Annotated in this window: 21 protein-coding genes, 3 tRNA genes and 2 pseudogenes; 14 read left to right on the forward strand and 12 right to left on the reverse strand. The window is 40.5% G+C overall.

The window, feature by feature from the left end; all coding sequences use genetic code 11:
• Positions 1 to 2 precede the first annotated feature (2 nt).
• From MSC25_RS17235 to MSC25_RS17245, 3 genes are all read right to left on the reverse strand, one after another.
• Positions 3 to 76: transfer RNA gene (locus MSC25_RS17235), tRNA-Asn, on the reverse strand.
• Positions 77 to 97: 21 nt separating this feature from the next.
• Positions 98 to 174 (reverse strand) — tRNA-Asn (locus MSC25_RS17240).
• Positions 175 to 195: 21 nt separating this feature from the next.
• Positions 196 to 272: transfer RNA gene (locus MSC25_RS17245), tRNA-Asn, on the reverse strand.
• Between the two features lie 1,062 nt (positions 273 to 1,334).
• Here MSC25_RS17245 and MSC25_RS17250 point away from each other — a divergent pair.
• From MSC25_RS17250 to MSC25_RS17270, 5 genes are all read left to right on the forward strand, one after another.
• Entirely contained in the window at positions 1,335 to 2,705 is a 1,371-nt protein-coding gene (locus MSC25_RS17250; RefSeq protein WP_248444040.1) for an MATE family efflux transporter, read from the forward strand.
• A 4-nt stretch (positions 2,706 to 2,709) separates the two neighbouring features.
• Positions 2,710 to 4,704 carry an excinuclease ABC subunit UvrB gene (uvrB, locus tag MSC25_RS17255; RefSeq protein WP_248444042.1) on the forward strand — a complete coding sequence of 665 codons (1,995 nt, stop codon included), beginning with the start codon at positions 2,710 to 2,712 and terminating at the stop codon, positions 4,702 to 4,704.
• Complete coding sequence (locus MSC25_RS17260; protein ID WP_248444043.1) at positions 4,705 to 5,658, forward strand: class I SAM-dependent methyltransferase; 954 nt, start codon at positions 4,705 to 4,707, stop codon at positions 5,656 to 5,658.
• Positions 5,659 to 5,806: 148 nt separating this feature from the next.
• Positions 5,807 to 6,478 carry a tRNA (adenine(22)-N(1))-methyltransferase TrmK gene (locus tag MSC25_RS17265; RefSeq protein ID WP_248444044.1) on the forward strand — a complete coding sequence of 224 codons (672 nt, stop codon included), beginning with the start codon at positions 5,807 to 5,809 and terminating at the stop codon, positions 6,476 to 6,478.
• Positions 6,479 to 6,579: 101 nt separating this feature from the next.
• Entirely contained in the window at positions 6,580 to 7,617 is a 1,038-nt protein-coding gene (locus MSC25_RS17270) for a hypothetical protein (RefSeq protein ID WP_248444045.1), read from the forward strand.
• Here the strand turns inward: MSC25_RS17270 and MSC25_RS17275 are convergent.
• Positions 7,614 to 7,856, reverse strand: a complete 243-nt coding sequence (locus MSC25_RS17275; RefSeq protein WP_024034198.1) for a hypothetical protein — start codon at positions 7,854 to 7,856, stop codon at positions 7,614 to 7,616. The two genes, MSC25_RS17270 and MSC25_RS17275, sit on opposite strands and share 4 nt — an antisense overlap.
• Positions 7,857 to 8,171: 315 nt before the next feature.
• Between MSC25_RS17275 and MSC25_RS17280 the strand changes: the two genes are divergently transcribed.
• Positions 8,172 to 8,621 (forward strand): isoprenylcysteine carboxylmethyltransferase family protein, encoded by a 450-nt coding sequence (locus MSC25_RS17280; RefSeq protein ID WP_004589470.1) that lies wholly within the window; start codon positions 8,172 to 8,174, stop codon positions 8,619 to 8,621.
• 100 nt (positions 8,622 to 8,721) lie between these two features.
• Here the strand turns inward: MSC25_RS17280 and queC are convergent, their stop codons facing one another.
• Positions 8,722 to 9,378, reverse strand: a complete 657-nt coding sequence (queC, locus tag MSC25_RS17285) for a 7-cyano-7-deazaguanine synthase QueC (protein WP_004589469.1) — start codon at positions 9,376 to 9,378, stop codon at positions 8,722 to 8,724.
• A gap of 145 nt (positions 9,379 to 9,523) precedes the next feature.
• On the opposite strand from queC, the gene queE reads away from it, so the two are divergent.
• The 4 genes and pseudogenes from queE to MSC25_RS17305 all read left to right on the forward strand — a co-directional run bounded on the left by queE (position 9,524) and on the right by MSC25_RS17305 (position 12,287).
• The gene (queE, locus tag MSC25_RS17290; RefSeq protein ID WP_004589468.1) at positions 9,524 to 10,189 is read left to right on the forward strand and encodes a 7-carboxy-7-deazaguanine synthase QueE; all 666 of its coding nucleotides are present in this window, start codon (positions 9,524 to 9,526) and stop codon (positions 10,187 to 10,189) included.
• Positions 10,190 to 10,958: 769 nt separating this feature from the next.
• On the forward strand, positions 10,959 to 11,492 hold the full coding sequence (locus MSC25_RS17295) for a GNAT family N-acetyltransferase (protein ID WP_096041476.1): 534 nt from the start codon (positions 10,959 to 10,961) through the stop codon (positions 11,490 to 11,492).
• A gap of 138 nt (positions 11,493 to 11,630) precedes the next feature.
• Positions 11,631 to 11,702, forward strand: a pseudogene (locus MSC25_RS20300) (twin-arginine translocation signal domain-containing protein); the annotation flags it as partial.
• An 87-nt stretch (positions 11,703 to 11,789) separates the two neighbouring features.
• Entirely contained in the window at positions 11,790 to 12,287 is a 498-nt protein-coding gene (locus tag MSC25_RS17305) for a lactoylglutathione lyase family protein (RefSeq protein WP_235576495.1), read from the forward strand.
• A gap of 113 nt (positions 12,288 to 12,400) precedes the next feature.
• On the opposite strand, the pseudogene MSC25_RS17310 reads toward MSC25_RS17305, so the two are convergent.
• From MSC25_RS17310 to MSC25_RS17320, 3 genes and pseudogenes are all read right to left on the reverse strand, one after another.
• Positions 12,401 to 13,569 (reverse strand): annotated as a pseudogene (locus tag MSC25_RS17310) (IS3 family transposase).
• A gap of 98 nt (positions 13,570 to 13,667) precedes the next feature.
• A complete protein-coding gene (bcp, locus tag MSC25_RS17315; protein WP_029774548.1) occupies positions 13,668 to 14,147 on the reverse strand; it encodes a thioredoxin-dependent thiol peroxidase in 480 nt (159 codons plus the stop codon).
• Positions 14,148 to 14,157: 10 nt separating this feature from the next.
• Positions 14,158 to 14,694: an ACT domain-containing protein gene (locus MSC25_RS17320; RefSeq protein WP_024034205.1), complete on the reverse strand. Its 537-nt coding sequence runs from the start codon at positions 14,692 to 14,694 to the stop codon at positions 14,158 to 14,160.
• 360 nt (positions 14,695 to 15,054) lie between these two features.
• On the opposite strand from MSC25_RS17320, the gene bamC reads away from it, so the two are divergent.
• Positions 15,055 to 16,113: an outer membrane protein assembly factor BamC gene (gene bamC, locus MSC25_RS17325; protein ID WP_029772477.1), complete on the forward strand. Its 1,059-nt coding sequence runs from the start codon at positions 15,055 to 15,057 to the stop codon at positions 16,111 to 16,113.
• A gap of 70 nt (positions 16,114 to 16,183) precedes the next feature.
• Positions 16,184 to 17,554: a YjiH family protein gene (locus MSC25_RS17330; protein ID WP_029772478.1), complete on the forward strand. Its 1,371-nt coding sequence runs from the start codon at positions 16,184 to 16,186 to the stop codon at positions 17,552 to 17,554.
• A gap of 120 nt (positions 17,555 to 17,674) precedes the next feature.
• Here the strand turns inward: MSC25_RS17330 and MSC25_RS17335 are convergent, their stop codons facing one another.
• Positions 17,675 to 18,211 carry an acyloxyacyl hydrolase gene (locus MSC25_RS17335; RefSeq protein WP_004589166.1) on the reverse strand — a complete coding sequence of 179 codons (537 nt, stop codon included), beginning with the start codon at positions 18,209 to 18,211 and terminating at the stop codon, positions 17,675 to 17,677.
• A 246-nt stretch (positions 18,212 to 18,457) separates the two neighbouring features.
• Here MSC25_RS17335 and MSC25_RS17340 point away from each other — a divergent pair, with 246 nt between their 5' ends.
• Together MSC25_RS17340 and MSC25_RS17345 are read left to right on the forward strand one after the other, a co-directional pair.
• Positions 18,458 to 19,051, forward strand: a complete 594-nt coding sequence (locus MSC25_RS17340; RefSeq protein ID WP_248444046.1) for an ABC transporter substrate-binding protein — start codon at positions 18,458 to 18,460, stop codon at positions 19,049 to 19,051.
• A 210-nt stretch (positions 19,052 to 19,261) separates the two neighbouring features.
• Positions 19,262 to 20,599: an ankyrin repeat domain-containing protein gene (locus MSC25_RS17345; protein WP_004589168.1), complete on the forward strand. Its 1,338-nt coding sequence runs from the start codon at positions 19,262 to 19,264 to the stop codon at positions 20,597 to 20,599.
• A 243-nt stretch (positions 20,600 to 20,842) separates the two neighbouring features.
• On the opposite strand, the gene MSC25_RS17350 is transcribed toward MSC25_RS17345, so the two are convergent.
• The 3 genes from MSC25_RS17350 to arsC are packed head-to-tail and all read right to left on the reverse strand — an operon-like array spanning position 20,843 to position 22,184.
• Complete coding sequence (locus MSC25_RS17350; RefSeq protein ID WP_004589169.1) at positions 20,843 to 21,286, reverse strand: DUF2069 domain-containing protein; 444 nt, start codon at positions 21,284 to 21,286, stop codon at positions 20,843 to 20,845.
• Positions 21,283 to 21,837 (reverse strand): NAD(P)H:quinone oxidoreductase, encoded by a 555-nt coding sequence (gene wrbA, locus MSC25_RS17355; protein WP_004589170.1) that lies wholly within the window; start codon positions 21,835 to 21,837, stop codon positions 21,283 to 21,285. Before wrbA ends, MSC25_RS17350 begins: the two co-directional genes overlap by 4 nt.
• Entirely contained in the window at positions 21,837 to 22,184 is a 348-nt protein-coding gene (gene arsC / locus MSC25_RS17360; RefSeq protein WP_248444047.1) for an arsenate reductase (glutaredoxin), read from the reverse strand. Before arsC ends, wrbA begins: the two co-directional genes overlap by 1 nt.
• Between the last annotated feature and the right edge of the window lie 2 nt (positions 22,185 to 22,186).

Genomic DNA, 22,186 nt, shown 5'->3' on the forward strand with positions numbered 1-22,186 from the left:
GGCTCCCCCTCCCCGACTCGAACGGGGGACCTGCGGATTAACAGTCCGTCGCTCTAACCAACTGAGCTAAGGGGGAATCGTTTATGATTGAAAAACTTGGCTCCCCCTCCCCGACTCGAACGGGGGACCTGCGGATTAACAGTCCGTCGCTCTAACCAACTGAGCTAAGGGGGAATCGTTTATGATTGAAAAACTTGGCTCCCCCTCCCCGACTCGAACGGGGGACCTGCGGATTAACAGTCCGTCGCTCTAACCAACTGAGCTAAGGGGGAAGCGTCATGCCTTTCAACGGGGCGAAATATTAATGATGGAGCCGCAAAGTGTCAACATATAAAAGTCATAAATTTAAAAAAGAAGTTTATTCGTTGTTTTTATGTTCGATCTGCGCATTTTATAACTCTATTTATGCAAAACACGGCGGTAAATCTCTATTTAGACTCACACCAATGTGAAAAAAACAGCGCCGATAAAATAGCCATTGTTTAATTTATGTGTAAAAAATGCCGCTGAGACAAAATTTATCGCGGCAAATCAGTAAATTTGTATTTAACCTGGTTGTCATAAAACCGAGTATAAATTTAGATAGCAGATCTTTTTAAAAAATCCAGCAGGGTAGTTTTTTCGTATTACGGCATTTAAGAGGGGTTAAACTAATAAAGCCGTGGCTGAAAACTTTATTTTAAAAAGCTGTACAAAAACAAAACAATCAATAAGTTGCTAAATATTTGCGTTAACTAATTAAGTCACTTATAGCTGTATTAGGCACAAAGATTTGGCTTAGCTTAATTTTTTGTTTGCAAGCATTGATAAGTTTTTAACTTTAACTTTGAACAAAGGTAGGACCTGAGCTGAATTTTAGCCAGCGCGCAAGCCTTTATAAATGCGGGCTCAGCTGAGTTATCCACGGTTTCTGTGGATAACTCTGTTTATGAAACTTTAAGAACACTGTCCCGACCAGAGTTTTAGGGCGCTACAACGATTTCAAGCTTTTAAAACGATTTTTTTATTACTATAAAAAACATAGGGTTATAAATGCATGCTGAATTACCATGCAACGATGAGTAAATTAATTCGTTACGATAAAGATTAATACCGCGCTGTGTAAAAATTCAGCGAATTTGCAGGGTTAAATGTTAAAAAAGTAATAAAAATGTTCACTTATTGTTTTTTGACGCTCTAAGGGCGTATTTGTGCACAAATGCTTAAAAATTCAACTTTAGCTATTTTTTTAATTGTTGCTTTATTATTAGTATGAAATCCATTGATAAATCCGTGGCTTGAATTGCTATGATGCTTTAAAATGGCTCGCTCAGTAAAAGAGGCTTATTTATTCCATGCGCGAAACTTCACATTCTCAATCACGCCCAGATTTACTTAACGATCCCATCTTGCCTACATTGAAAAAAATGACCATCCCGATGATATTTGGCATGGTCACGCTAATGATGTTCAATATAGTCGATACATTTTTTATCAGTATGTTGGGCACAGAGCCCCTTGCGGCGGTAAGCTTTACGTTTCCGGTAACCTTTACGGTAATAAGCCTAGCCATAGGTTTAGGTATTGGCACATCAGCGGTAATAGCGAAAGCCTTAGGCAGTAATAAAATAGAAGAGGCGCGTTTTGATGCCAGTGTGTCGCTTATTGTGGCGCTACTATTAGTTATTTTACTTTCGTTTGTTGGATATTTACTAATCGACCCAATATTCACTTTATTAGGGGCCGGACGATTAGTGCTGCCACTTATTCATGAATATATGAATATTTGGTTTATTGGTAGCGTATTTTTAATTACCCCTATGATAGGTAATTCGGTATTACGAGCCAGTGGCGATACTAAAACACCCAGCATAGTAATGGGTGGGGCAGGGCTTATTAATGCCATACTCGATCCTATTTTAATATTTGGCTGGGGCCCAGTACCGGCACTAGGCATTCAAGGTGCCGCTATTGCCAGTGTTATTGCCTGGGGCGTAGCGGTTATTATTATTTTATATGTGCTGGGCGTTAAAAAGCGGCTATTAAGCTTAAAAGCCGGTAATCAAACTGCGGCAAGTGCAATTAAAAAAGTACTTAAAATAGGTTTACCCGCAGCGGGGGCTAACATGCTTACCCCAGTAGCAATGGCTGTGATGACCGCACTCGTTGCCAATCATGGACCCGAAGCGGTTGCCGCTTTTGGTGTGGGCAGCCGTATTGAATCAATTGCCAGTATTTTAGTGCTGGCCTTGTCGATGACATTGCCTCCTTTTGTTAGCCAAAACTTTGGGGCGGGTAAATTAGGCCGCGTAAAAGAGGCGTACATTGGTACGCTTAAATTTGTGATGATATGGCAATTTGCTATTTATATTTTACTCATTGCGCTGTCAGGGGTAATAAGCCAATTATTTGGTAAAGAACAAGCTGTAATCGATGTTATTAAGCTCTTTATATACACCATACCGCTAAGTTATGGTTTTCAAGGGGTGATCATTTTATCAAATTCATCGTTTAATGCTTTACACAAACCTATGAATGCATTGTTTTTAAGTATTATTCGTTTGTTTGTGTTTTACCTGCCTTTTGCTTATGTAGGCAGTATGCTAGGTGGCTTGATTGGTTTATTTATTGGCGCTGCAATCGGTAATGTATTCACAGGGTTAGTCGCGTACAAATGGTTTGTAAAAGAGCTAGATGCAATATGCAGTAACACGGTAACGGAGTAAATGAATGAGTGATCACTTTGAGCTAAAGTCACAATTTAAACCCGCGGGCGATCAACCCACAGCGATTAAACAGCTTGAAGAAGGCTTAGAAGCCGGGCTTGCGCATCAAACTTTACTCGGTGCTACAGGTACAGGTAAGACATTTACCATGGCCAATATTATTAGTGATTTAAATCGCCCAACAATAATAATGGCGCATAATAAAACACTTGCCGCGCAGTTATATGGAGAGATGAAAGAGTTTTTTCCTAATAATGCAGTTGAGTATTTTGTATCTTACTACGATTACTACCAGCCAGAAGCCTACGTGGTTGCCAGCGATACGTTTATAGAAAAAGACGCCTCTATTAATGAGCACATAGAGCAAATGCGTTTAAGTGCTACTAAGGCATTGCTTGAGCGCCGCGATACCATAATAGTGGCCTCTGTGTCGGCTATTTATGGTTTGGGCGACCCCGACTCATACATGAAAATGATGCTGCTTTTAAAAGTAGGCGAACAGGTCGACCAACGCGATATGCTGCGCCGTTTAGCTGAGCTGCAATATACCCGTAACGACATTGACTTTAGCCGTGGTACTTACCGTGTACGTGGCGAAGTTGTTGATATATTTCCTGCCGAGTCAGACACCTATGCAGTACGCGTAGAAATGTTTGATGACGAAATAGAGCGCCTTAGTATTTTTGATCCCCTTACCGGTGCGGTAGAAAAACACATAGTTCGTGCCACTATTTACCCTAAAACGCACTATGTAACGCCACGCGAAAAAATTCTTGATGCCATAGAAAAAATAAAAGCTGAGCTTAAAGAGCGCAGAGCACAATTATTAAGTGCCAATAAATTAGTAGAAGAGCAGCGTATAGCGCAGCGAACGCAATACGACATAGAAATGATGACCGAGCTTGGTTATTGCTCGGGCATAGAAAACTACAGCCGTTATTTGTCGGGGCGTACACCGGGCGATCCACCACCAACATTACTCGATTATCTTCCTGATGATGCATTGATGATCATCGATGAATCGCACGTAACCGTATCGCAAATTGGTGCCATGTATAAAGGCGATAGAAGCCGTAAAGAAAACCTAGTTGAATATGGCTTTAGAATGCCATCGGCGATGGATAACCGCCCATTGCGCTTTGAAGAATTTGAGGCCATAGCACCGCAAACGATTTATGTATCGGCAACGCCGGGTGATTTTGAATTAGAGCGCAGCGCAGGCGAAGTAGCAGAGCAAGTTATACGCCCAACGGGCCTGTTAGACCCAGAAATAGAAATACGCCCAGTAGGCACTCAAGTAGATGATTTACTCTCAGAAATTTATAAATGTGTAGAAAAAGGTGAGCGAGTACTGGTTACTACGCTTACCAAGCGTATGTCTGAGGATTTAACCGATTACTTAAGCGAGCACAATGTAAAAGTACGTTACCTGCACTCAGACATAGACACAGTAGAACGCGTTGAAATAATTCGTGATTTACGCGCCGGTGTGTTTGATGTGTTAGTGGGTATTAACTTATTACGAGAAGGCTTAGATATGCCCGAAGTGGCGCTAGTTGCCATTTTAGATGCCGATAAAGAAGGCTTTTTACGCTCCGCACGTTCGCTTATTCAAACCATTGGTCGTGCTGCTCGTCACCTCGACGGGCGCGCCATTTTATATGCCGACAAAGTAACTAAATCGATGGAAAAAGCGATTAGCGAAACCCAGCGCCGCCGCGAAATACAACACGCCTTTAATATAGAGCACGGCATTGAGCCGCAAGCCTTGGTTAAAAAGATCACCGATATTATGGATGTGGGCGAAGAAGCCGCACCACAAGATAATCTTAAACTGGTACGTAAAGAGTCTAAAAAAATACTCAGTGCGAAAGAAATTGCCTCACAAATTAAACAGCTTGAAAGCAAAATGCATGCTTATGCCAGCGACCTTGAATTTGAAAAAGCCGCGTCTGTACGCGACGAAATACACGAACTACAACAACAGTTGATTAACTAAATGACACCCGATTTTTCGCCCCTAATAAGCGCGCTTGAAGATGCGCCATTACTACAAAACGAACTATGCCGCGTATTTCATGGCCGCGGCCATAGCGTGGCATCGCTAAGCCATATTAATTTAGACTTTTATCCGCCAAGCTTGTTTTTAATTTCGTACGAAGAAATTGACGAAGCCACGTTAAATACACTGACCAGTACCCTTTGGGCGTGGGCGCAACAGCATCACCCTGAATTAATATCTGCATTGGTGTATCAACAGCGCGCAGGTGTACAAAGCAGTAATCGTTTAGTGCATGGTAATCTTCCCTCGCCACATGTGGTAAAAGAAAACGGCATTGGTTTTTTAGTGGATTTAACAAGCCGCCAAAACACCGGAATATTCCCCGATATGCGAAGTGGCCGTGAGTTTGTCTCTGCCAATAGTAAACATGCAAAAGTACTTAATTTGTTTTCATACACGTGTGGTTTTTCGCTTGCGGCAATGCAAGGCGGGGCCGATCACGTTATGAACATGGATATGAGCAAAGGCGTACTTAAAGTAGGTAAGCAAAACCACCAACTTAATGGTTTTGAGCGCGGAGTGAGTTTTTTACCGCACGATATTTTAAAGTCGTTTGGTAAATTAAAAAAAGCAGCGCCGTTTGATTTAATTATTGTAGACCCGCCAAGCTTTCAAAAGGGCAGCTTTATTCTAACTAAAGATTATCAAAAGGTGCTGCGCAGATTGCCCGAACTACTGTGCGATACCACACAGCTTTTATTATGCGCTAATAGCCCAGAGCTTAGCGAAGATGCGTTTAAAGCTTTAATAAACGAGCACACCCAAGGAGCAATAGAATTTGTTAAGCGCCTTGCACCAACGGCCCGTTTTGTAGAAGTAGACAGCAATAAAAGCTTAAAAGCGTTAGTGTATAAAATGGCGCATACCGCAACTTATACCAATTCGCAATAATACTTAATCATTTTAAGGGGCTAAACGTGTCGCTATCTGTGTTAAAAAACTCTCATTTAGAACAACTAAATAGCGAATTTTTTGCCTAGCTATCAACACGTTTTTCCAGCCTCAAAATAGATCACTTAATTAAGCTCATTGGTATTAAATGAAACTGAGTAAGCGTTTAAACGCAATTAATGCGTTAATTACTAACCCCGTTGATGTTATTTGGGATTGCTGCTGCGATCATGGTTACTTAGGCATTGCACTATTAAAGCGCCGCGCTGCAAAACAGGTTAATTTTGTAGATGTGGTAGATAAAATAATGGCCGAGCTGAGCGAGCACCTTACAAATATTAGCCAAACACTGCCAAGTGATGCGCAATATAAAGTACATTGCCAAGATGTAAGAGAAATAAAGCTCGTTCCAAATGCGTTAAATACTGTGGTTATTGCAGGTGTTGGCGGCGAGCTGTTACTAAAACTTGTTACTGGCATTATTAAAAACAATTGCGCTGCATCTGTAGCAAGCACCCGCTTTATAGTTTGCCCTATACACCATACTTATCATTTGCGCAGTGGTTTAGCCAAATTAGGCTTTGGCCTTGAAAGCGAGCAATTAATCACTGAAAACAACCGCTATTATGAGCTTATAGAGGTAAGTCAACGTAGCACAACGTTGCTCACATCTACTGGTAACAGCATGTGGGATTTAAATAATGCATCGCACAGGCAATACCTTAAACAATTACTCACTCATTATAATAAAATGCTTAATAAAGATGAGCTTTATTATCAAAAAGTTATAACAGATTATAAAAAACTCAGCGACGCTTAAAAATGGCTTATTTAGCGCTAATAGTGTGATCTAATGCAAGGCGCAAAAACGTAACATCAACATAGATTATATCGCCTTGCGCGAGTTTATTTGGTTTATGTATGTCAGATAAAAAAAGTCGCATTGAGCCGCTGCTCAGTGCAGAGCAAAAATGGCAAAACAGCTACGAGCAGCCAATTTCGTATGCTCCATTAGTGCAACTTGCTAATAACAGCTGGATAGTTCCACAGCACTTTTTACGCTATAAACACACCTTACAAAGCGTTAATCAAGTACTAGAAAATATTAATTTTTCAGCGCACTTTAGAGTGCTTGCTGCACAAAAAGATCAGCAAATTTATTTACAAGTTGCCGTACTCAGCCCCGATAATTACAAAACCAGTAGTTACGCGGGTGAGGGCACAGCAAAAAAATTACTGTTTGGCAGGCGCTGGATAGTAGAGGAAAACTTACCAACCTCCGAGCTTATTCAAACAGCGTTTTTAGCGCTTAAAATAGCGCGAGAGCACGAGGTAAGAGAGCTGTTTCAACTTACTCACAGCAATAATACCACCAGCACGCCATTTAATAATCATCATGATTTACCGGTTATGGCACAAAATGCAGAGCTTGTTATTGCACACGCGGCGCAGGGCAATGAGCAACATTACACTATTGAGCAGTTATTAAAACGGGTGGTATTTGCAGGTGCTAAGGTATCGCTAAGTGCTATGCAGCAACTAAGCTCGCAGCAGTGGTTATACACCTTAAAATTACACTGCAATACTTGCCAGCTTACAGAATTTAATAATAAAACCTTTGCATTTTTAACCAGTGATAGCAGCGCAAATAGCTTTTTACATGGCCTTATTAATGCCCTGGTTGATATTAGTAATGAGTATGTGAGTGAGCAATTTAAATACCAAGGGTTTGCCCGATTTAGTAAACACAATTGCGTAGAAAAAATAGGTGCTCTTAGTGTGGCAATGCGCTCGCCAAAAGTGTTGGGGCTGTGCTCACTTGGCAAGCAACATGCAAATAAGCTTAATTTTGAAATTGATAGTTCGCGTGCGCCACAAGGTTGCGGCCAAGCTATAGATGGGTTTTTAGCTGCCCACGGTATAGAGCAGCCAGAAAATGCACATTTATATCGTTTTTAAAGGCGGTTAATTTCTTCTTTTGTGGTGTAGCTTGAGTCTGTCACTATGGCCTCAAGCGTTTGCACGCGCTCTTTTAAAGCAACCACTTGGGCACTTACCTCGGCCAGTTGTTTATTTGCATCTTGGTTGCTATCTTGCATTTTGTGTTTAAATTCAAGGTGCTTTTTGTACATATCGTAAATAACCCCAGAGCCAACCGATATAAGCACAATAAGTACTATCATTGTAGTGCCTGACATAACCACTTCCTTTTTATAGTTTTAACTGTTGCATAAAGTATAACCATATTTAGCAGCGGTTAAACCTGACAATTGTAACTTTATTTGTCGATTACAGCGTGGAGTTGTGTTCATCATTGATACACCTGCGTTATTGTTTAATAACTAATGGCATAATTAATAAGTCTATTTGAGATTAAACCGTGTGACTTTAATCAGCACTTTAACGTGCTCTATGCCAGCGTTAACTTTGTATTTAATTGTGTATTAATGCAAACGGGTATAGTGTTTACAGACTTATAGAACTTTATTTTATAATCAATACAGTGAGTTGCTATGTTAAATAATAAAATCCCTCCGGTTATTGTCGTGCTCGTTTTTGCAGGCATTATGGCGTTAATAGCCCATTACAGTGTGATTGATTTTACAGCGTTTATTGCCTACTTAGCAGCAAGCTTAGTCATTATAGGGTGCGCATTTTGTATAGCCGCAGTGGTAAGCTTTAAACTTGCACGTACCACAGTTAATCCAAATAAGCCTGAGCAAGCATCAAAGTTGGTAACCAGTGGCGTATATAAAATTTCACGTAACCCTATGTATGTAGGCTTTGCGTTTATTTTAGCTGGCTGGGGTATTTGGCTTAGTTCGCTGTGGGCACTTTTATGTGTTGCTGGGTTTATTGCTTATTTAACGTTTTTTCAAATAATTCCTGAGGAACGGGCGCTTAGCAAATTATTTGGCCAAGAATTCACAGAGTATAAAAACAAAGTAAAACGCTGGTTGTAATTTACAAGCAAATACAAAAAAGGCTATCGAGATGATAGCCTTTTTGCGTTCAGCGCTAATAAATTAACCGTACTTTCACTGAAAACCCCGTAACTAGCGGTTATTCGTACTCGATTGGATCAGTGACGTTATTAAGCGAAAATGCCTCTAAACGTTCTTGGCAGGCGCCACATTTACCACAGGCTTTTTCGCGTCCGTTATAACAAGTCCATGTTTGGCTGTAGTCTAAGCCCATTTTTATGCCATCGGTTAAAATATCAATTTTTGTGTTATTTAGGTACGGGCTAAAAATTTCTACAGCGTCGTAATTAGCAATACGACATACATCATCCATTTTTTGCACAAACTCAGGACGGCAATCAGGGTAAATAGCATGATCGCCCGAATGCGCGCCATAATATACTTTGCTCGCTTTTAAAGACACAGCGTAACCAACCGCAAGCGAAAGCAAAATCATATTACGATTAGGCACTATGGTGCTTTTCATGCTTTCTTCTTCGTAATGACCTTCTGGTACATCAATATCATCAGTCAGTGATGAGCCACCAATAAGCTGGTTAATAGCTGATATATCTACAATTTTATGTGGAACGTTGAGTTTTTCACACACGTTTGCAGCCACTTCAAGCTCTTTAACATGACGCTGACCATAGTCAAATGAAAGGGCATAAACATCATGGCCTTGTTGTAAGGCTTTATTTAATACGGTAAACGAATCCATACCGCCGGAATAAATAACAACTACTTTTTGCGTCATATCTGGATTGCTCTTTAGTTTTAATAGAGGTTTATATCAGGGCGCGATATACTACACGGCCGCAGCTTAAATAACAATTTTTGGGCAGCGCTTTTTCGTCTTTTATAGTAGCAATTTTGCAGCTAGGCAGTAAGTGAGATCTCTTTTGTACAAAATTAATGAAGTGTTTGAAACCATCCAAGGTGAAGCAAGTTTTACCGGCACACCCTCAATATTTTTGCGTTTGCAAGGCTGCCCAGTGGGCTGCGCATGGTGTGATACTAAACAAACTTGGGAAGTCGATAACGTGTACAAAGTATCGCTTGATGAAACGGTAGAAAAAAAAGCCGATTCAGATCATTGGGCCGATGCCAGCGCCGAGCAAGTACTTGAGCTGTTTAAATCACGTGGCTATACAGCAAAGCATGTTGTAATTACCGGCGGCGAGCCGTGTATGTACGATTTAAACCCAGTGTGTAAGCTATTGCACGATAATGGCTTTACAACACAAATAGAAACCAGCGGCACCTTTGAAATACTCGCCCCTGAGCAAACCTGGGTTACCGTATCGCCTAAAATAAACATGCGCGGCGGTTACGAAGTACTTACCAGCGCCATGAAGCGCGCCAACGAGATAAAGCACCCAGTAGCGATGCAAAAGCACGTAGAAGAGCTTGAAGCGCTATTTGCCAAAACAGGTGTTAACCCGAAGCTTGTATACTTACAGCCAATCAGCCAAAAAGTGTCAGCCACTAAATTAGCCATCGACACCTGTATTGCCAAGAACTGGCGTTTATCGGTGCAGGTACATAAGTATTTAGGGATTAGCTAAAGCGAAAGAGCAGCTGTAAGTGCTTAGCTGTAAGCGATAAGCTGCTCGGCGTTAAGTTATATTACGTAGATACAAGGTTGGGTTGAGTGAAAAGAAACCCAACACCATAACTCCATTACTCACTCTTTATATAAACCACCACACCAGCTTATTTAAACACGTAGGTCGGATAAGCGAAGCGCCATCCGACACAGTAACTTATTTAAGTTTCGGCGAATATCAATAGCTAATTAATTTATGATGTATGAAGTCAAGATTTGACCCTTCTGGTTCTCTAGTAGGTTGGGTTGAGTGTAACGAAACCCAACACCACAACTCCATTACTCACTCTTTATATAAACCACCACACCAGCTTATTTAAACGCGTAGGTCGGATAAGCAAAGCGCCATCCGTAAAGGTTAATTAATTTCTTCCCCGCAGTGATAGCATTTATTTTTTGGCAGGCGATAGCTAGTAGCTGATTGCATTACCTGGTTTTTCTTACAATTTGGGCAAAAGTAATTAATAACATTCACAATTAGCGCGATTGCAAAAATAAAACTGCCAATATAAAACGGGTTTGTATAAAACTGGCTACTCGCTGGTAAAAACATAAAGCCAATAACACATATAATCAATGCGACTAAATACACTCTAAACTTGATTGCCTTACTCGAAATAAAATTCTCCTTTTTTATCTTTTTATCAAATAGATTGGTAATTAGCCACTTAAAGTTTAATTTGGGTATTTTAAAGTGTAATTAAGGATATACGGAGATCAAAAGTTAAATGGAAAAGTACTTACATATAAAAATATCAAAAGACATAAAGCTCTCACCTTTATTAGAAAGTGATGCTCCTGATGTTTTAAGATTAGTTAATGAAAACCGTATTAATTTAGCAAAATATCTTTACTGGGTTAAAGATGTGTCAGACATAGCGTCGGCCCATAAATATATTTTTGAACGAGTAAATAGCGGAAAAAGTGGTTCACGATGGTTCAAAATAAACTTTAAAGGTAAGTTTTGTGGTGTATTTGCCATTAAATCGATATGTCCCGATTCGGCAGTTGCTGAATTAGGCTATTGGCTAGCTCAAAACGCGCATGGTAACGGGATTATTAGTCAAATCATTTCAAAAGCTACGCAGCTACTCACGAGCACTCATGTTAAATTTATCGAATTTAGGTGCCTAGAGAGAAACGAGGCAAGTATAAAGGTTGCGTTGAAATCAGGCGCTTTGCTCGTAGATGTTATACCTAATTTTTTAGTTGCAGATAATGTATTACAAAGCCTAAATATTTATAGAGCCCCAGTAAAATAATAAAAATATTACAGCTCTCACCATCACAAAACGTAATCATAAATATCATATTTGATAATTTTTTGTCCTCACTACAATCATTTATCATGGCTAATTCCTTTAATTACATTTAACGCCTTTGTCGTTAAGGAACATGCCATGAGTAAAAAAGAGTTAAACCGCAGAGACTTTATGAAGTTATCGGCTGCGGGATTGGGTGCTGCGGCGCTGCCTATGCTGTTTACTAGTTTAAGTGCTAATGCCAACTTGCAAGCGGCTGGTAAAGGCGAGCAAGCAAATGGCTTAGCCGATTCGCCAATGCCTTACCCACGTACGTTTTCGCATATAGGTGTATCTGTTCCAAACTTAGAGCAAGCCGTTAAGTTTTACACTGAAGTGTTGGGCTGGTATTTAATTATGAAGCCTACAAAAATAACAGAAGATAAATCACCGATTGGTGAAATGTGTACTGATGTATTTGGTGCTGGGTGGGGCAGTTTTAAAATAGCCCATTTATCAACAGGGGATAGGGTGGGGGTTGAGCTATTTGAATTTAAAAATCAGCAAAACCCAAAAAATAATTTTGAGTATTGGAAAACGGGAATATTTCATTTATGCGTACAAGACCCTGATGTAGAAGGACTCGCTGATAAAATAGTGGCTGCGGGCGGTAAAAAGCGTATGAAAGCGCCGCGCTATTATTACCCAGGGGAAAAACCATACCGCATGATTTACATGGAAGACCCGTTTGGCAATATTTTAGAAATTTATAGCCACAGTTACGAGCTTATATATTCAAGTGGCGCTTATGGTTAATTAACTATGTAACGAGTCACTGTACTTTATTCAATAAACGCTAATAAAAAAGCGTTGCCCTAGAGCAACGCTTTTTCTATTTGATCTGACCCCGATAAAGTAGACACGGGGTTTTAATTCATTGATTCATATTGTATGGGGCTAACATTTCCAATCGTCCCATGCATTCGCACTGAGTTGTAGTAATTCTCAATATAAAAACGACTTTGTATTGTCATTTCGCTACGACTCAGTTCATTTAGATTACTCATCCATTCTTTTTTGTACTGAGCAAAAAAACTTTCTGAACAGGCATTATCCCAGCAGTTCCCCTTTCTCGACATGCTAATCGTTACACCTCGCTTGTTCAACCACGATATAGTCTCTTTAGCTCGATACTGGCTCCCTTGATCTGAATGAAACAGTAAACGTTGCCCGTTCGGCTTGCGCACATTCCAAGCCTTCTTTAGTGTTTTAATCACTAAAACCGCATTATTAATTCGACTTGTTGCCCAGCCTACAACTTTGCGTGAGTATAAATCTAAAATGACACATAAGTACTGCCAGCCTTCTTTACAGCGCACCTGAGTTATATCCGATACCCATACACTATTAGGCTCTTCAACATCAAATTGACGAGCAAGTAGATTCTCTGTCGTTATAAAACCCTGCTTTTTATTACCACTGGTGTAGCGACGCTTACCTGATTTTGAGCGATAACCTACGCTTTGTAATAAACGCTGCACTCGGCCTTTACTGCAATCATATCCGTCGGCTATGGCGGCTTGCCACAATTTCCTGTAACCAGGTATGCAGTGCTCTTCATTACTTCTTTTTATTAAAAACTGAAGTAAAAGATCATTTTTTCTTTCAACTGGATTCGACGACTGTTTCAACCATTTTTAATACCCAGCCTTAGAAACAGATAATAACTTACATAACTTGCTTACTGTTTTCTTCACCGTCGTGGTCTTATGAATATATTGAAACCTTATTCTTTTAGACTGTCGAAGTAGGCCCTCGCCTTTTTTAGTACGTCGTTCTCCAACTGTACGTCCTCAAGCTGCTTTTCAAGGTTACGAACTTGACGTTCAAGGTCTTTATATGACTTTTCTGGACCATGGTTTTTAAGTGGCTTAAGCTCTTTTCTTGAGGTCATTTTACTTCTCCAACTTGACAGCATATCGGGATGAATACCGTATTTATTAGCGGTCATTTTAACGGTACCGTGTGAGTCTAGTGACTCCTGCACCACTTTTCTTTTAAATTCCTCTGTATGTTTACGAAACGCTTTTACTTTCATGAGAACTGACTCCTAAATAGGTGTCTACTTTTATGGAGTCAGATCAATTTTTTGATAGCTGATAGCTGATAGCTGATAGCTGATAGCTGATAGCTAACTTATTCCGCCGCTAAGTAATCTAAAACCACTTGATGATGATCTTTGGTTTTAAATTTATCAAATAAGTGTTTAATTTTACCGTCTTGGCCTACTAAAAAGGTTAAGCGGTGAATACCGTCGTACTCTTTACCCATAAATTTTTTGTAGCCCCATACGCCAAATGCTTCAGCAATGGCGTGATCTTCATCGGCGAGCAAATCAAAGTTAAGCTCTTTTTTAGTTTCAAAGTTTTTAAGGCGCTTAATAGGGTCTGGGCTAATACCGACAACGCGGGTATTAAATTGAGCAAGCTGCGCTTGTTGGTCACGTAAGTTTTCGGCTTGAACCGTACAACCCGGTGTAGAGGCTTTAGGGTAAAAGTACACCAGTACTTGTTGCTCTTTTAACAGCTCACTTAAGGTGACTGTTTCGTCGTTTTGGTTTTGTAAGCTAAATTCTGGTGCTGTATCACCGGCTTGTAATGGACTAATTTTGTTCATGCTGTGCTCCTTAGCGAATACGTTTAAAAATATAATCTACGTTAAGATTGTGCGAAAGGTTTTCAAAGGTCACTTTAAATTGGTCTATATCAACCTCTACTGGGATATTAAACTCAATTTCGCAGCGCATTTTAGTGTCGGTTTCTTCATCGTAGGTGTCTGACTTTAATGAGCAGATACTAATGTGGTGATCGGCAAAAAAACGCGTTACTTTACTCAGTGTACCTGGGGTGTCTATCCCTGTGTATTCAAGGGTATAGCCTGCGCAAAATTCACTTTCGGTGTGGCGAGTGGTGCTGCGCTTCATCATGGTGAGTAGGCCTAGCTCCATGCCTTTAGTAGGCAAGGTGTGCTCTATGCGGCTAATGGCCGACATATCGCCGCTTAGCAGCATGGTAAAGGTAAATTCGCTGCCTAAAATGGCTATTCGGCTATCTATAATGTTGCAATGACAATCACTTACAAGCTGTGTAAGTTCGCTTACAATTCCCGGTCTATCTTCGCCAATAGCGGTTAAAACAATTTGATGATTTGAAAATGCAGTCATGAAGTTTAATACCTACGTTTTTTGAAATATAACAACCGAGTTGGTATAGCCCGCTGCGCATACACTACGTTGCACGGCGGCGAAGTTTAACACAAAAAGCACCCTAAACTACATAGGCGCTTAATTAAAGGCGCTTTAAAGCGTTGTGTTCCTTGTTTTTACTGGCACAGGAAAGTACCATAGCTAAAATTTGTCTTTTTGTTGTGATTGATTTTATAACACTTAGGTGTGAACTTTATTGCAATTAGACAGCCAAATAATAAATGTAAAGTTAATGTTGATTTTACACTGAACCAAATTCGGTATTACCCACTCATATACGTGTAAAACAATTAAAGGGTATGCTAAGGAGAAATATCTGTGCAGTATTGGATCCCAAAAGCACTTGCAGTGAGTGTATTGGTAAGTTTATCAGGGTGTAATGTTTTTATTAATGAAGCGCACAACGAACGCAATTATCGTACGCATGAAGGTGTTAAAACCCCGCCATCGTTATCTCAACCAGCGCAAGATCCGGTTTATAAAATGGATGTGGGCCAATACGATAACAACCCTGAGGCAACAAACTATCGTCCACCAGCACAGGTTTTAACTGTTGCTAAAGGTAGCTGGGTAGAAGAGGGCGATAAACAAGCGCGTATTTACTTTGATAAAAACGATGGCATTGTTGATTTAGATGAATTTGTTTGGGACTCAATTAAAGCGGTTATTGCCGAAAATAATGCAACAACCACAAAAGAAGATAAGCTACTTGGTATTATCGAAACCGACTGGTACTCAATAATTAAAGCTGAAGAGAGCTGGTTATGGGGCGATGAGGTAAGCGAAAACCAAGAGCGCTTTAGATTCACAATTGAAGAAAAATCGCATCAGCGTACTGCTTCGTTACGCGCTGAACTTATTGACTTTAAAGGTGATGATACGTTAACCGATTTACTTAAGCAGCAATTAGAAGTACGCGCGCTTAACCAAGTTGTGGCTGAATTTGATTATCGCTATCGTCAGTTAGAAGTAGAAAACCGCAAGCGCCAAGGTATTATTTCTTTAGAAATGGGCTTTGATAACAAAGGCAATGCTGCACTTGTTACTGAGCAATCATACGATGCAGTATTCGATCGCTTCTCGGGCTTTTTAGAGCGCCTATCGTTTACCATTGTTGAGATTAAAACCGATACCGGCTTAATAACTGCCGACTACAACAAGCCAGAAAGCAGTGTATGGGATTCTATTTGGGGCGACGAAGTTGCGCAGCTTCCAATTGAAGAAGGCCAATACCAAATTTTAGTGAGCAAAACTAAAGAAGGCGGTACAAGCTTAACCTGGATGGATGACAAAGGTGAAACACTTGAGCCTGGCACCATGAATGGTTTACAACAAGCGTTAGAAGCAGCACTTATTCAGCGCGGCATCAAAATTTAATAATTAATAATAAGTTTTTACTACAAAAAGAGCGCTTTGCTCTTTTTGTAGTTTTTATGGATTAAAAAATATGTCTCAGTTACCTCCTCGCGGGCACTATACGTGGCGCACTTGGTTTACTTTTTTAGTACCGTCGTTAATTGGTGTGTTTTTATTTATGACACCCATTCCTACCGCAGACGGGATGACCATTCCTATTGCGTTAATGGCTAAAGGCGTGCAAGCGTTGATGTCTGGCTCTGCGCAAGCAATTATTACCCTTATTATTTGTATTACTGGCGTTATGTCGGTGATCACCAAAGTATTTAAACCCGCCGCTATTTGCCAATCACCCCTGTTAAAGCATTTATTTGATGTAAGTGTAGTGTGGTTAGTGGTGCGTTTATTTGGTATGGCGTTTGTGCTAATGACCCATTTAGGGTTAGGTAGCGAGGCAATTACCTCTGCAAACACAGGCGCTTTGGTATTAAACGACTTATTACCTGTTTTGTTTTCGGTATTTATACTGGCCGGTTTATTACTGCCTTTACTAATTAACTTTGGGTTATTAGAGCTTGCAGGCACTATGCTAACCAAGGTAATGCGCCCTGTATTTGGCGTACCTGGGCGAAGTGCAGTTGACTGTACTGCGTCGTGGTTAGGTGATGGCAGTGTTGGTATTTTAATGACCGCAAGGCAGTACGACCAAAAGCACTACACGCAGCGCGAAGCCGCTATTATTGGTACTACGTTTTCGGCGGTTTCTATTACCTTTAGCTTGGTGGTTTTAGGCCAAGTGAAATTAGAGCACTTATTTGCCCCATTTTATGCCACCGTATGTTTAGCCGGTGTGGTAGCCGCTATTATTGTGCCGCGTTTACCGCCACTTCGCTTTAAAAAAGATTTGCTTATTGATGGCAGTGAGCCAAATCGCGATGCTGAGGCTATCCCAACGGGTAAAAGCTTAGTAGGGCACTCACTTGATGTAGCATTAGCAAAAGCCAATAACTCGTCGGGCTTTAAAGGTACCTTAAAAGAGGGTGTACATAATGCACTTGATATGGTGTTTGGTGTACTGCCTGTTGTAATGGCCGTAGGAACATTCGCACTTATTATTGCTGAGCACACGCCGGTATTTCAATATTTAGGTATGCCGTTTGTGCCATTTTTAGAGTGGTTACAAGTACCCGAAGCACAGGCTGCGGCACAAACTATTATGGTGGGATTTGCCGATATGTTTATTCCGTCAATTTTAGCTGCGGGCACCATTGAAAGTGATGTAACTCGCTTTATTATTGCCGCAATGAGCGTAACTCAGCTAATTTACATGTCTGAGGTTGGCGCACTTTTACTGGGCAGTAAAATACCGGTAAACATTGTTGAGCTGTTCGTTATATTTATTTTACGTACACTTATTACGCTGCCGGTTATTGCCTTAATGGCGCATTGGTTAGTTGGCTAGTAGTGTATTTTAATTATAAAAAGCCCTGATTTATCAGGGCTTTTTTGTGGCTAGTTATTTCAATTTAACCTAATACTTAACCCTTTTAAGTGGCAAATTGATACTAAATACGAATGAAGATTAAAAACGCCTTGCCACTGAAAGAGTTAAAAAGTTTAAACCTGGGTTAGGCTCTTTAAATCCGGCGTTTGAGTAATGAATAACCCGAAGCGCTACGTTTGTGTGGCCAAAGTCTGCAACTAGGCCAATACGGTCTTCAAATTGGTAGTGAGTACTAATATTTTTGCCCGCAAATTTAGTTTCATCAATAAGCGATACGCCAATACCTGCTTCAATATAAAACGGGGTATTATGAAAACTAAAAGCAGGAAACTGCAGCACGGGCGACATAGCCAAAACAAGATTAGATTGCGAGTTGTCACCATGGCGGTATTCCCACATATTAACGCTGGTTTCAAAATAAAAGCGCGCATCGCCCACTAAGTTTTGTAAGCTAGGGGCATGATATTGATAAGCCAGCTTAACGCCATTCACGTTGCCTTCGCCTTTGAGAACATCTACGGCGTAACCATGATTAGACTGCGCAAGCGCCGTGTTACCCCATACAGAAATAACTAAAAATAGAATAAGTGTGAAAGTTTTATATACCGTTTTCATAACTGCCAAATTGGTGTGTGAGTCGAATGAGTAAATAAATGATAAGGGCGGGCCATTCACATTTTCAATGAGGACAAAATGCCGCTTGTTTATGGGGTGTTAACAGGGAAGGCTTAACTATTTGAAAATAAATAGTTTATTTAATTGGTGCTGTTTTGGCATTAATAAGGTGCATTTTTGTGTCTGTTTTTGTGGCTTAAAATCGCGTAATTTAGCCACATCTTAATCACACACATGGTCACGCTCATGAAACTTTTTAACACTATTTTTATTGCTGCTGCCTTTTTTAACAGCGCGTTATTTGCGCAAACGGCGCAGTCGCCTCAACATATGCTTGAGGACGTTGCCGATACGCTTTTTAGCGATATTGCAAAAGTAAATGCACAAGGCGATGCAAGCAAAGCCGACATGGCGCGCATTGTAGAGACGCGTTTAATGCCAAACATAGATATTAAGTTTGTGTCGTTTAAATTGCTTGGTAAGCACATAAAAGGCATTGAGCGCGAGCAAGCTGTACGTTTTATTGATGCGGTAGAGCATTATTTAACAGGTACTTACGCAGGTGCGCTAATGAAGTACACCGGCCAGCAAGTAGTATTTGAACAAGATACCGCTAAAAGCGACTCTGAGTACGCGACGGTTAAAACGCAAATTATTGAGCCAAACGCGCCCGTGATTGATCTGCATTTTAAGCTGCGCCAAGGTAAAGACCAGCAATGGAAAGTATACGACATTGTTGCCGAAGGTATTTCGCTTTTAAGCGCTAAGCAAAAAGAGATCATTCAACGTATTTCTGATGTAGGCTTAGAGCAAGTAATTACCGAGCTAAAAAATAAATAGTTCACTTCCTGATTAAGACCCTCTCCAACCACAAAAGCAGCCGCACTAAAGTGTATTGGCTGCTTTTATATTTTCTTAATATTCATCTACTTTAAGCTCGCAGCAAAAAAAAGGTGTGATAGAATATCAGCACGTCGATTAAGCGTGGTGTCAGCTAAAAACTGCTATAACTGACGCCTCATCAAGCTACACTGGAGTTGTGCTGTTTTAATGGAAAATGTACTGATTTGGCCAAAGGAATACCCATTACTTATTAAAGGACTTGTAGAACAAAACGGTGCCTTTATTTTAGATGCTTTAGAAGCTTGGCCTGCATGTCGTTCTACTATTGAAGATGACGGTGTATGCACCACTGTGCTACCACCCATTTACTATTTGATATGGTTAACCCCGCTTGAACCCTTTGAAGAGTGTTATTTTCAGCATATTAGTGAATATGACGAAGATGCGCACGCTTACATTGCTGCTGTTAAAAATCATTATTTAGATAACGAATACACCAGCGAATCAATGGCGCTAATGCTGTGCCAGCGCTTAGAAAAATACGCCAGTGTGGCGGCGCAAAACGCACTTGATACGCCGCTTTCGTTGTTTAGCTTATTATTTAGTAAACGCTATTTTTCGTTAATTGAACATGCTCTAAATAGTGGCAGTAAATTAAGTGCACACGATACGCTAGCACTGTGGCAAGAAGTTGATTTTAGAGAGCGTTTAAGTGCTTTTTTACCTGAATCGGTCGCTGATTTAAACGAACTTACAGAGCTTGCCAGTCAAAAAGTAGCAAACGGTAAAGACTATTTTACGCTGTTAACGCAAGTATCGCCGGATGTTGATTCTATTGTATTGCTTGAAAAAGCATTACTTGCTCATTTAAGCCAAAAAAGCGCAAAGCAAACCATGGCAATGCGTTTTATAGAGCAAGGTGCCACTGGTACATTGGCTGATGAAAACAATAAAACAGCGTTTATGTGGGCAGCCGAAAAAGGCTATGTAAATGTGATAGAAACCCTGTTGGCTAAACAGGATCAAAAAGCGCAAGACACCTTAGGCAATACTGCACTGCATTATGCAGTGTTAGCTAAAAACGAAACCCTTATGGTGCTATTACTAAAAGCAGGTTACGACTTTAGAGCACGTAACAACGAGGGCTTAAGCTGTTACCGGTTAGCAGTAAGTATTAAAGCAAGCAATTTAGTTAAATGCCTTGAGCGCGATTTTGGTATAAAAGAGCTTTCGCCAGAAGGGCAGTTTAACCGCATTAAAAAGGTGCACGCCTTACACGCAATTGTCACTATTTTATTGCCATTGCAGCTGTATTTCTTTTTTGATGAAAGCATTGCTATAAAAAGTGAGCTGACTTTAATTTTTACATTGATTGCGTCGGTGTGTTTTTTCTTTGCGGCGAGCTTAAAGCGCTGTGCGCTCTATCCACATATAAAGCACCCGTGGGGGTTATTTGTGTTACGTGTTTTTTCGTTGTTAAGCTTAATAGCTCAGCTTGGATTAGCCAGTATAGTTGCACTCGCTGCACTGAGCGAATTAGTGTAGCGACTGCCATGGCAAACTAAAAGCCTAAAAAAACGCGCTTACATTGTTATGTTAAGCGCGTTTTTTGTATGTATAAGCTATTATACCAATCCGCAATAATATCTAATCATTTTGCGGGGCTAAACGTGTCGCTATCTGCGTTAAAAAACTCTCATTTAGAGCAACTAAATAGCGAATTTTTTGCCTTGCTATCAACACGTTTTTCCATCCTCAAAATAGATCACTTACTTATGCGGATTGGTATTATTTATTGTATTCGTTAGCGGCTTTTTCCTCTGCGAGCTCTTCTTTAAGCTTACGTATTTTTAAGCCTTGCTCTTGCCCGCGGTGCCTTGCGTAATACGTGCAGCCAATAAACATGGCAGAGGCAAACACAAGCTCTAATAACACCCATATTAGCTCATCAGGTGCAGCCCATAACATGGTTAAGCCATGTATAAAGTACAACATAACAACAAAGTTAGCCCAGGCGTAAGTGTAGGTGTTGTCTTTAATAAAGCCTCTTAAGGGCAACAGTAAAGGGATTATAGGCACAAACAAGGATACAAAACTTGCGTTGCCATTTAGCGGAGGTACAAAGTACATCCACAGAGGAAATAAAAGTAATAAACCCACATAGCCAAAAATAGCGGTGCGCTGAAATTTTACAGTAATTGGCTTTTTAGCAGGGGTGTCAGCGGTATTCATTGAAGTTTTCTCGCAATGTGAGTGAGGCGTTTACCAACGCTTTGGCATATTTTAATTTCGTCTTTACTTAAAGTATTCGTATTACTACTGCCGGCTACATGCGTTGCCCCGTAAGGTGTGCCGCCGGTTTGCGTAGCTAGTAACTCTGGTACTTCGTAAGGTACCCCTAATAACATCATGCCGTGGTGTAGTAGCGGTAATGATAAATTAAGTAAGGTGGCTTCATTGCCGCCATGCATACTGCTTGACGATGAAAACACACAGGCTGGTTTATCTATTAACTGGCCTTTTAGCCAGAGATCGCTGGTGGTTTCCCAAAACGTTTTTGCTTGCGATGCCATCATGCCAAATCGGGTAGGTGTACCAAACGCAAGGCCGTCGCAATTTATTAAATCATCTTTTGTAATTACTATATCGTGCGGGTTTTTAGCAACAAAGGTACGCAATACGGCTGTGGCACCCTGTTGCTCTATAGACTCGGCTATTTCGTGCGCCATAGCCTCAACCGAGCCATGGCTTGAGTGATACAGGACAACAATGCGAGTCGTCATTATAATACGCTTAATACGTTTTCAGGCGGACGGCCAAGGGCTGCTTTACCGTTGTTTTGTACAATAGGGCGTTCAATAAGTTTAGGGTTGTCTACCATGGCGTTTATTAGCGCTGACTCGTTGCTTTCTTCTTTTAGGTTAAGAGCTTTGTATGCATCTTCTTTTGTGCGCATTAGCTGGCGAGCTGAGCTAAACCCTAATTGTTCTAAAAGTTGGCTTATTTGCTCATGGTTAAGCGGTGTTTTTAAATACTCTACTACGCTTGGTGTTACGTTGTTTTGTTCTAGTAATGCAAGGGTTTCACGCGATTTAGAACAACGTGGATTATGATAAATAGTCACTGACATAC

The organism is Pseudoalteromonas sp. 1CM17D (genome assembly GCF_023161805.1).
Classification (GTDB): domain Bacteria; phylum Pseudomonadota; class Gammaproteobacteria; order Enterobacterales; family Alteromonadaceae; genus Pseudoalteromonas; species Pseudoalteromonas atlantica.